Source organism: Vibrio paracholerae, assembly GCF_037672085.1.
GTDB classification, from domain to species: domain Bacteria; phylum Pseudomonadota; class Gammaproteobacteria; order Enterobacterales; family Vibrionaceae; genus Vibrio; species Vibrio cholerae.
Genome location: NZ_JBBHLM010000002.1, coordinates 86761 through 98222 on the forward strand (window position 1 = coordinate 86761; position 11462 = coordinate 98222).

The 11462-nt window shown below is 49.9% G+C and carries 8 protein-coding genes; 7 read left to right on the forward strand and 1 reads right to left on the reverse strand.

Annotated features, from left to right (window positions below; genetic code table 11):
- Nucleotide 1: 1 nt before the first annotated feature.
- The 7 genes from R4537_RS05720 (at nt 2) to R4537_RS05750 (ending at nt 10397) form a co-directional block, all read left to right on the forward strand.
- The gene (locus R4537_RS05720) at nt 2–3127 is read left to right on the forward strand and encodes an N-6 DNA methylase (protein WP_175463826.1); all 3126 of its coding nucleotides are present in this window, start codon (nt 2–4) and stop codon (nt 3125–3127) included.
- Nucleotides 3124–4440, forward strand: a complete 1317-nt coding sequence (locus R4537_RS05725; RefSeq protein ID WP_071177995.1) for a nucleotide-binding domain-containing protein — start codon at nt 3124–3126, stop codon at nt 4438–4440. Before R4537_RS05720 ends, R4537_RS05725 begins: the two co-directional genes overlap by 4 nt.
- Complete coding sequence (locus tag R4537_RS05730; protein WP_217631767.1) at nt 4430–5008, forward strand: SLATT domain-containing protein; 579 nt, start codon at nt 4430–4432, stop codon at nt 5006–5008. Before R4537_RS05725 ends, R4537_RS05730 begins: the two co-directional genes overlap by 11 nt.
- Entirely contained in the window at nt 5001–8102 is a 3102-nt protein-coding gene (locus tag R4537_RS05735; RefSeq protein ID WP_071177997.1) for a type I restriction endonuclease subunit R, read from the forward strand. Before R4537_RS05730 ends, R4537_RS05735 begins: the two co-directional genes overlap by 8 nt.
- Complete coding sequence (locus tag R4537_RS05740; RefSeq protein ID WP_071177998.1) at nt 8102–8818, forward strand: M48 family metallopeptidase; 717 nt, start codon at nt 8102–8104, stop codon at nt 8816–8818. Before R4537_RS05735 ends, R4537_RS05740 begins: the two co-directional genes overlap by 1 nt.
- Nucleotides 8819–8968: 150 nt before the next feature.
- Nucleotides 8969–10168: a hypothetical protein gene (locus tag R4537_RS05745; RefSeq protein ID WP_071177999.1), complete on the forward strand. Its 1200-nt coding sequence runs from the start codon at nt 8969–8971 to the stop codon at nt 10166–10168.
- Between the two features lie 61 nt (nt 10169–10229).
- The gene (locus R4537_RS05750) at nt 10230–10397 is read left to right on the forward strand and encodes a hypothetical protein (protein WP_172858795.1); all 168 of its coding nucleotides are present in this window, start codon (nt 10230–10232) and stop codon (nt 10395–10397) included.
- 60 nt (nt 10398–10457) lie between these two features.
- On the opposite strand, the gene R4537_RS05755 is transcribed toward R4537_RS05750, so the two are convergent.
- The gene (locus tag R4537_RS05755; RefSeq protein WP_071178000.1) at nt 10458–11369 is read right to left on the reverse strand and encodes a DMT family transporter; all 912 of its coding nucleotides are present in this window, start codon (nt 11367–11369) and stop codon (nt 10458–10460) included.
- Nucleotides 11370–11462 lie beyond the last annotated feature (93 nt).

The window sequence follows — 11462 nt, forward strand, 5'->3', positions numbered from 1 at the left end:
AATGGCAATCAAAAAATCGGATCTTTACTCATCGCTTTGGGCATCTTGCGATCAACTACGCGGCGGTATGGATGCTAGTCAGTACAAGGACTATGTCCTCTTCATGCTTTTCATTAAGTACGTCTCAGACAAGTACATTGATTCTGACGACTTTGCCCCGCCAGTCACCATTCCGCCCGGAGCCAGCTTCAAGGACATGGTTGCCCTCAAGGGCAAAAGCGATATTGGCGATAAGATCAACACACAGGTCATTCAGCCACTGATCGACGCCAACACCCGTCTTGCACGCAGCGACTTCCCTGACTTCAATGACCCGAACAAGCTCGGCGAAGGTCAGGCTATGGTGGATCGCCTCAGCAATCTGATCGGCATCTTCCAAAAGCCCGAGCTGGATTTTTCGAAGAACCGCGCCGAGAACGACGACATTCTGGGTGACGCCTACGAATACCTGATGCGGCATTTTGCCTCGCAGAGCGGTAAGAGCAAAGGCCAGTTCTATACGCCATCCGAGGTCAGTCGTGTCATGGCCAAGGTTGTGGGCATCTCCCCTGTGAATGCAGTGGCCTCGACCACCGTGTATGACCCCACCTGCGGCTCTGGCTCTTTGCTGCTCAAAGTGGCCGCTGAGGCTGGCAAGCACATCACGTTGGAAGGACAGGAAATGGACGTGACCACGGCTGGTCTCGCCCGAATGAACATGATCCTGCACGATTTTCCAACCGCCACCATCCTGCAGGGCAACACGCTGGCCTCGCCGAAATTCAAGGATGGCGAGTCGCTGCGTACCTATGACTACGTCGTCGCCAATCCGCCGTTTTCAGACAAGACCTGGAGCACAGGCCTGATCCCAGCCAGCGATGCGCACCAACGTTTTGCTTGGGGCGAGCCGCCGAAAAAGCAAGGCGACTACGCTTACCTGCTACACATCATTCGCTCAATGAAAAGCACCGGCAAAGGCGCCTGCATTCTCCCTCACGGTGTCCTCTTCCGGGGCAATGCCGAGGCTGTCATCCGCGAGAAGCTGGTGCGCTCGGGCATTCTCAAAGGGATCATTGGCCTGCCAGGCAACCTGTTCTACGGTACGGGTATTCCCGCCTGCATCCTGGTGCTGGACAAGGAAAATGCTTCTGCACGCAAAGGCATCTTCATGATCGATGCCTCCAAAGGCTTCATTAAGGACGGAGCTAAAAACCGCCTGCGTGAGCAGGACATTCACAAGATCGTCGATGCCTTCACCAAGTTGGCAGAGTTGCCAGGCTACTCGCGCATGGTGCAGCTGACCGAGATCTCGGATCCCAAGAACGACTATAACCTCAACCTGCCACGCTACATCGACAGCACCGAACCTGAAGATATCCAGGACATCGATGGCCACTTGCGTGGTGGGATTCCAGAGCGTGACCTTGATGCGTTGGGCGACTACTGGAAGGTAATCCCCGGTGTGCGGGGCGCACTTTTCGAATCAGCCGGACGCACTGGTTATGCACAGTTGAAACTGCCCATCACCGAGGTGAAGACCACCATCTTTGCGCATCCCGAGTTCACAGCATTCAATCAGGCGGCCATCCAGGTCTTTGCTGATTGGAAGCAAGCTAGCACCCCGCAGCTAAAGGGTTTTGCACAAAACGGTCATCCAAAGCAACTGATAGAGGCTCTGTCCGAGGACTTGCTTGCCCGATTCAAGCATACGCCCCTGGTCAATGCCTATGACGTGTACCAACACCTCATGGACTACTGGGCGGAAATGATGCAAGACGACTGCTACCTAATTGCCGACGCTGGCTGGAAGGCTGGTGCGCAGCCACGTGAAGTGGTCAAAATCAAAGATGCGAATGGAAAGTTGGTGTGGCCGAAAGAAGCCTTTGATTACACTAAAGGCAAGCGCCGCTTTAAATCAGATCTGATTCCCGCACCAATTCTCATCGCCCGCTACTTCATCGCCGAGCGCGACGCCATTGAAGCACTCGAGGCAAAGCAGACCGACGTAGAGCAGCAACTTCAGGAAGCGATGGAAGAGAACAGCGGCGAAGAAGGCTTGCTCGCCGAGGTCATTGAAGGCGAAGGCGACAAGCAGAAGATCACCGCCAAGACCGTCAAAGCCCGCCTGAAGGAGATCGGCAAAGATCCTGACTACGCCGACGAGCGCAAGGCGCTGCAGGAATATGCCGCCTTGCTCGATAAGCAGACCGATATCAAAGCGAAGCTGAAAGCGGCGCAGGATGACCTTGAGGCAAAGCTAGATGCCAAGTACCCCAAGCTGACCGAGGATGAGATTAAGACGCTTGTGGTAGACGACAAATGGACATTCACCATGCAGAAAACTGTTAATGGTGAATTGGATTTGGTCGCGCATAAGTTGACGCGACGAATTCGAGAATTGGCCGAGCGCTATTCGATCACCTTACCTTCTCTCAAGGAGGAACTGACGATTTTGTCCAATAAAGTGGCTGGGCATCTGTGCAAAATTCAAGAGAACTCACGCACGCCTCAAAATTGCAAGAGAACGGAAATAGGCCTAATTCCTATTGACTGGAATAAGAAAGACATTGGCGAAGTAATCACAAACTGCTTTAGTGGTGCAACACCAAGAAGAAATCGACCGGATTTTTTTAAGGGCACCATTCGATGGATTAACAGCGGCGAACTCAACTACAACACAATTACAGACACCGCAGAGAAAATTACCGAAGAGGCCGTTGAAAAAACTAATTTAAAAATATTGCCACGCGGCACATTCCTAATGGCAATAACTGGTCTTGAAGCCGAAGGCACGCGTGGGGCATGTGGAATAGTAGGGGAGCCTGCTACTACAAATCAATCTTGCATGGCTATATTTCCGACAAGTGAATTGGAGACCAAATACCTATTTCACTACTACGTCTATCGAGGGAAGGCCCTTGCGCTTCAATACTGCCAAGGTACTAAGCAACAAAGCTACACAGCAAAGCTTGTAAGGCAATTGCCAATTGCGCTACCACAATCAACTAATGAGCAGAAAAAAATTTCCAATGCTCTGGATGATGTGGATGCGGAGATAGCCAATCTGGAAAAGCGGTTGGAAAAAACAAAAGCAATTAAGCAAGCCATGATGCAAGAACTGCTCACTGGTAAAGCGAGGCTGGTGTGAGCGTTGCGGAGATGTTTTCCGACTTTATCAGCAATCTGGCCATTAGCAACACAGAAACCATCAGCACGCGCTATGGCGAGCTAACGGCTGCGTTGAACAAGCAGTTTCGAGACACGGAATCAAAAACCGCGAACACGCTTCAGGTCGGATCGTTTGGCCGGAAAACGGGCATCAATGGAATTTCCGATCTGGACATGCTGTACATCATGCCCAAAACCAAATGGAGTGATTACAACAAAGCCGGTGGGCAACTGAGTTTGCTGCAGGATGCGAAAGAAGCGATTCTCAAGCGCTACCCGACGACGAAAGTAAAGGTAGACCGCTTGGTAGTAACGGTTACCTACACAAATTTCCACGTCGAGGTTCAGCCTGTTTTTGAGCAGGACGATCAAAGCTATCTGTATCCGGACACGAAAAACGGCGGTAGCTGGAAAACCACCAAGCCGCGAGCAGAGATGACCGCAGTGGCGGATTTGGATACGAAGAAAAATGCCAATTTAAGGCCTTTGTGCAAGATGGCCCGGGCTTGGAAGAACAAGCACGGTGTCGGAATGGGTGGGCTGCTGCTGGATACGCTGGCCTACAACTTTCTGGCCTCAACCACGGATTTCGACACCAAGAGCTTCCTCTACTACGACTGGCTGAGTCGGGACTTTTTCAAGTATCTGTCTGAACTGCCAGAGCAAACGGAGTACGCTGCTCCAGGTAGCCGTCAGCGAGTGAAGGTCAAAAAGAAATTTCAGAAAAAGGCCCAAAAAGCCCACAAACTCTGCGTAGAAGCCATCGAGGCCGATAACCAGAAGAACGTCAACGATAAGTGGAAGAAAGTTTATGGGCGACCATTCCCCGCATCGGCGACGGTGGCTCAAGAGGCCGTGGCCAAGAGTTTTGCACAAGGCTGGGATGACACCGAAGAGTTTATCGAGGACAAATTTCCCGTTGATATTCGAGAATCCATGCAACTGGATTGCGAGGTCAAGCAGAACGGATTCCGTGAGTTTTACCTCCGCGACATGTTGGCCAGGAGGATTCCTTTGATGACCAAAAAGAGCTTGCGCTTTGAAATTACAGGTGTTTCGGTAGCCAAGCCGTATGACATCTACTGGAAGGTCTTAAATCGCGGCGATGCGGCCCGTAAGAGAAATTGCATTAGGGGACAAATTATCAAAGATGATGGACTGATGCAGCGGACGGAGTCTACCAGTTTTCTCGGCGATCACATTGTTGAGTGTTATTGCGTGAAGGACGGCGTGGTGGTCGCCAAGAACCGGATTCACGTTCCTATCGATGGGGAGCAAAACAGTGACGACTGAGCATATTAATGTACTGGAAGGACAGTTGCGCGAGTGTTACGGGCGCGTTGTCTACTCCCACAAAACACACGAGAAATGCGCGGATATCCTGCTTGGGCAGCAAGGGCGCATTAAATTCTGGCAGATTGTTATTTCCGCTGTGGTCACTGGCGGCATTGTGTCGACGTTCTTCGGGACAAATGACGTCGGAGCCGCAATTAGCGCGGTACTCTCTGCAGGCCTGCTGGCGCTAAATGCCTACACCAAGGATTATGATCTTGGCGAGATCGCACAGAAGCATCGTCAAGCAGGATCGAGTCTTTGGATTATTAGAGAGAAATACCTTTCGTTGCTCACCGATATCCGTGTTGGAGATGTTGCACTTGAATTGATTCGATCTAAAAGAGACGCACTTGCTGAAGAACTGCACGGTGTTTATGCCGGAGCTCCCAGCACAAATTATGCTGCTTACAAAAAAGCGCAGGAAGCATTGAAGAAGCTGGAAGACATGACTTTTTCCGACGAGGAAATTGATGCTTTTCTTCCAAAGGAATTGAAGAGAACTTCCAAGGGAGGTGGCAATGTCTGAGCAAGCCCGATCTGAGCGCAAAACACAAAACCGTGTTGCCGCTCTGTTTACCAATGCAAGTCGCCCGGACTGCCTTGGGTACGCTCACCTAGGTGAGTGGAGTAAACGTGACAACAACCGCTGCATCGAAGCCGATTTTTTGCGCAACAACCTCAAGAAGCGTGGTTATCCCGATGCGCACATTTCAGCGGCGCTGCAGAAGCTCCTGACTGCCGCCGACTCCACCGGAATCACCCTGTATCAAGCCAATCTGCGAACCTACCAGCTGCTGCGCTATGGCGTACCGGTACAGATTGCAGCCGGGCAGGCACATGAGACCGTACACCTCATCGATTGGGAAACGCCCGGTAACAACGACTTTGGCCTAGCCGAAGAAGTCACCTTGCGCGGCGGCTACGAGCGGCGGCCTGATCTGGTCGTTTACATCAATGGCATCGTGGTTGCCATCATTGAGTTGAAACGCAGTTCGGTGGAGGTAGCCGACGGTGTTCGCCAGCTCATCACCAACCAGGAAGAGATTTTCAATAAGGGATTTTTCAGTACGGTGCAGTTGGTGCTGGCGGGAAGCGACTCGCAGGGCTTGCGCTACGGCACCACAGGCACCCCGGAGAAGTTCTTTGTGGAGTGGAAGGAACGCAAAGATAAAGGCACCGCTACATCAGACCCACTCGCTGAGGGTGCGCTGCTAGATAAACCATTGGCGCAGATGTTTGACAAGGTGCGTCTGCTGGATTTGATCCGCAACTTCATCATCTTCGATGGCGGGCAAAAGAAGGTGCCTCGTGTCCACCAATACCGCGGTGTGAAAGCAGCCCAGGAGCGAGTGAGACTGCAGGAAGGTGGTGTTATTTGGCACACCCAAGGCAGCGGTAAGAGCATTCTGATGGTGCTGATTGCTAAGTGGCTGCTTGAATTTGACCCGCACGCCCGTGTCTTGGTCATCACCGACCGTGATGAGTTGGACAAGCAGATCGTGGGTGTGATGCGTAATGCAGGCGTGATTGGCGAGGATGCGGCATCGCCGCGCATCACCTCTCGCGCGGAACTGGTTGAAAAGTTAGGGGCTGCCACGCCGCGCCTGATGTGTGCGCTGATCCACAAGTTTGATACGACCGACCTGAAGGGCGAGCCCCCGAGGGTGGAGGGACATGTTTACGTCTTTGTCGATGAATGTCACCGCACGCAAGGCGGGGACATGAACAAGCAGATGAAGCGGTGGCTAAAGAACGCCATCTTCATCGGTTTTACCGGCACGCCTCTGCTGCGCAAAGACAAGCAGACCACCCGCGAGGTTTTCGGCACCTACATCCACACCTACAAGTTCGATGAAGCGGTGGCCGACAAGGTTGTGCTTGACCTGAAGTACGAAGCGCGCGATGTGCCTCAGCGCCTGACGTCAAAGAAAGCTATAGACGCGTGGTTTGATCAGAAAACCAAGGGGCTGAACAACTTTCAGCGTTCGGTTCTGCGTAAGCGCTGGGCGACGATGGAAGAGCTGATGAGTGCCGGTGAACGCAAGCAGCGCATCATTGCCGACATCATCCACGACTTCGGAGTCCAGCCGCGTCTGAACAATGACCGGGGCACGGCCATTCTGGTGGCAGCCTCCATCTACGACGCCTGCCACTACTTCCGTTTGTTCCAGAACACGTCGTTTGGCAAGTACTGCGGAATCATTACGTCCTACGAGCCCAACCATAACGCGATTTCGCGCGAGCCCAAAGACAGCGACGAGCGCTACAAGTTTGACACCTACACCCAGCACGTCCTGCAGAAAGATCAGACCACCAAGGACTACGAGGACAAGACCAAGCAGCGCTTCATCGATGAGCCTGCTAATCTGAAGCTGTTAATCGTGGTGAGCAAACTGCTGACCGGTTTCGATGCGCCTTCTTGCACCTACATCTACCTCGATAACGAGCTGCGCGATCACAACCTGTTCCAGGCTATCTGCCGCACAAACCGGCTTGACGGCGACGACAAGGACTATGGTCACATTGTCGACTACAAAGAGCTGTTCGAGAAGGTGCAGGACTCCATCGCCGTTTACACCTCGGACGAGCTGGACATCGATGAAGGTGGCGATGACGGCAACGTAGTTGTGAAAGATTGGCTTAAGGAAGGCAAGGCGCAGCTCGATGCAGCAAGGGAAGCACTGCACTACTTGTGTGAGCCGGTGGCCATGCCCCGCGAGATGGAGCAGTACCTCCACTATTTCTGCGGTGATGCCAACGATCCAGAAGCGTTGCTGAACACCGAGCCGTTGCGAATTTCATTCTACAAATCCACGGCCGCATTCCTACGAGCCTATGCCGCAATTGCCCAGAACCTTGAAGACGCAGGGTATTCAGCGGCTGACATTGCTGCACTCGAAAAGGACATTGAGTTCTACAGCGACACTCGCACAGCGATCAAGAAGCATTCAGGCGAAGAGCTGGACATTAAGCCCTATGAGGCTGATATGCGCCACCTCATCAACTCCTACATCCAAGCAGACCCAGCTGAAGATTTGGGAAATCTCAGCTCGCTTTCACTGACCGAGCTGATCATCGAAACCGGCATTCACGATGCCATTGCAAAGAAGATAAATCAGAAGGGCAAGTTGTCTAAAAAGTCAGTCGCCGAAGGAATCATTAATAACATTCGCAAAGTGATTGTCCGTGACCAATTAACAGATCCCAAGTTTTATGAGGAAATGTCGCAGCTTTTGGATGACCTGATACAGCAAAAACGAGACGAGACTGCTGCATACGAAGAATTTCTAATTAAGGCTGAGGCGTTAGTAAGAAAGATGTCGGCAAAGAATACGGGAAGCCATCCGCACGTACTTGAAGGTCACCCTGAGGCGATTGCTCTCTTCAATAATCTGGCCAGTATTCCGGCTGTGACTTTCGTTTGCCCTGCTGACGATCATAACAAGGCGATGCTCGCGCTAGAACTCGATCAGGCGATGAGAGAGCAGGCTCCTGCAGGCTGGAAAGGTGATGACACCCGTGAGAAGCAAGTGCTGAATGCGCTGTTCCCCATTATGTCGCGGGATCGGGTGGCGACGCAGGCCATTTTTGAAATCATCAAGAACCAACCGGGGTACTGATGAACGAGATGATTCAACTGGGTGAGATTTCAATAGCGGTTATTAGGAAGGACATCAAGAATGTCCATCTTACAGTTCATCCGCCTGATGGGCGTGTGACCCTTGCTGCTCCACATAACACTCGCCTAGAAGTAGCTCGTGCTTATGCGATTACGAAGCTTGCATGGATTCGTGACCAACAGAGAAAGCTGGACACTCAAGCTCGGGAATCGCCACGTATGTTCATTGAGCGTGAGAGCCACTACGTTTGGGGGCGGCGCTACCTAATGACGGTGAACTACCAGGATGTAAAGCCCAGTGTTGTCCTCAGCAACAAACGGATCATCCTGATTGTTCGTCCGGGCAGCAGCGAAGAAAAGCGCGCGGAAGTGATGCATGAGTGGCACAAGTTATTGCTACACGAGGCCGTGCCACCACTGATTCAAAAGTGGGAGCGAAAGCTCAATGTGAGCGTTTCAGGCTACTTTCTGCAACGCATGAAAACCAAGTGGGGTAGCTGTAATCACTCAGCTGGAAACATCCGCCTCAATACGGAATTAGTAAAAAAGCCTAAGGATCTGCTGGAGTATGTCATCGTGCATGAAATGGCTCATTTGATAGAGCCAACCCACAGTGAGCGTTTTATATCTATTCTTGATGAGCACTATCCGAGCTGGCGCGAGGCTAGAGTTGAACTTAATGAGCTGCCTCTGGCGGCTGAAGTATGGAAAAAGTAAAGGAAATTTACCTTAACGTTGCCACCAATGAAACAGTCATGATTTTTATTTGAACAAGACTATTGGGAATAGTTTTCATGACTTTGGCTTAAAAGTCCTTGGACTTGAAAGCAATATCAGAACAGTCAATTTTGCCAATAAACATTAACATTGAATAAGATTAAAGAACTTGGCCCTCAATCGGATGAATCTGTTCAGGGGTTTATCTTTAGGGTTATGCTCCTAAATAGCTGCGGCGATTTTACAACTCTTATTACTCATGGAGGCTGGGGAAGCGAGCCGTCCGCACCATTTGAATCCAAGCAGTTCTTTAATGTATTTGATGCTTATTTATTATTGAATATATTTGAAAAACAGTTAGATAGACATACTGAATACAGTTTTTTTAGCGATAGGTTCTCACATATAAATCTTTTTCGAGAAACTTTCTTCCCTCATAAAAGAAAAGCATCTTGTGGAAGCTCGATACCATTGCGATTCTGTCGTTTCTGCATTGAGGAGCAACTCTATGACAAAGGATTCTCATATTTTAAGTTGGAATGGCTTACGGATACGTTCTGCAAGACTCACTTAACGCCAATGTATGAATTCAAGAAGAGCTCTTCATTTGCAAAGATAAAAAACGCATTAATGTCGGTTTTATTAGCTGACTGGGAGGCAGTTGAGGATCTTCTGTCAACCCCTTCATTTTGCGGTGAGCCGCGCCAAAGAAGCAGCTTGAGTTTATCTAGATATGAACGAGTCGTGAGCTTCTCTCCGTGTGCTCAAAGAATTCTGGTTGGATATTTCATGAGCCATTCGGACTACTATCCTACCGGTTGTTTTTCAGTAGCAGACTATGGATTTCTCTCTGCCATCCAAAGAAAGTATTTCTCTAAAAACCAAAGAAGAGCTCAATTAACAAAGAATCTTAAAGAGGTATACGAATATGAAATTAGTTATAACTATCAAAGAGTAATGGACTTCAATGTTAAGAATTTGGAATTGAAGCAGATTCGTCATTTTGGCAAATTGCACTGGTTGATTAAATCTAAAGTTAGGTCATGTGAGTTTTGCTTTAAGCACAGTTCGGATGATTTTAGGTTATGTCTAGCTGCTGGTCTTATCTACTACTCGGGAAAAGGGTTTTCATCAAAAGAAAATCTATGTGATAAATCATTTGAAAGACTTGAACTAGACATCGAGTTTCATCAAAGGCGATTGAAGATATCTGATGGCGAGCGTGCTGTTTGCAAGAGTATTGAGAAAAGTAATCATATCGCTGCAGTCGGAGGGTCGGAAATTTATCAAAGAGAGCGAGAGTTACGCTTAAAGGCAGCAGCAAAAGCACTAGATTCACTGATTTTTTAAGTACCTACGATGCTATACTTTTCTAGCATGTAACTAATTGATCTTGAGCGAGGGGTGTACCATGGGAAGAACGCTGGAAGAGGTTATCCAACAGGAGAAGCCTGAAGTTGTTGATGCTGCCAAAGTTAAAGCTAAAGAAATTCTCAAGGAAATTGAAACCTCAAAACAGAGCATTTCATCTGGCGAGCTAGATATATCGCCTGATAACCCGTCCACAGCATCTGATTAGTGTACAAACTTTATTGTTCCAAACTTGCGATTAGTGTACAAACTTTATTGTCACTACACATTAGGGGTTAAGTTTTGCTTCGCTAGGTTGCGCTTTACGGCCTTGCCACTGCTGAACCACAAGCCCCGCAATAATCAGCACTAAACCGATCAAAGTGGTTGGGTGGATCGCTTCGCCAATGATGGTCGCGAGTAGAAACAGCGAAATAAAAGGCGAAGCAAAAATCAGGTTACTGATGCGTGCGGTGTTCTGAGTATTTTGCAGTGCGCTGAGCCAGAGTACAAACGTGATGCCCATTTCAAACAGTCCCACGTAAGTGACCGCTAACCAACCTTGGGTGGTGATGCCTTGCCAATTGAGGTTTTCGTACCAACACAGCGCCAGTGCAAACGGGATGGCGAGCAGAAAGCCGAGTAACACCCCAACGATCGGGTCAGCTTTATTTTTGGTGTTGAGAATCCAATATCCCGCCCACAGCAGAGTCGACAGCAGGGCGAGACCAACCCCGAGTGGACTTTCAAATTGCAGGCCGAGCAGATCGCCTTTTGTGGTAATCACCACGACACCAAAGTAACTTAGAGCACAGGCGATCCAATCTTGTTTACGAATGCGTTGGCCGAGAAACAGCGCCGCCATCAAGGTGAGGGTGATCGCCCAACTGTAGTTGATGGCTTGCGCTTGTGACGCAGGCAGCAGCGAATAGGCTTTAAACAAAATCAGGTAATAGGCGAGTGGGTTAATTAGCCCAAGCAACAGGTAGTAAAACGGATTCGCCAGTAAAGTGGGGACGATCAGCTTAAGCTTGCCCATCGCAGCACAAATCACCAGTAACGCGAGTGCAGAGACAATGCTCGCCACGGTCACCATTTGCAGCGGGCTTAACTCGGCCAGCGTTAATTTAAAGGCAGTCGCGACCGTTGACCACAACAGCACCGAAGCCAAGCCCAAACCTAACGCGCGTTTTTCATTCATCCTGAAACTCTCTTATCCTTGTTTTTCGCTAGTCTAGGGGAGAATAAACGCGCAACAAACTGGACATTTATCCAGTGCCGAAATACCATTTTG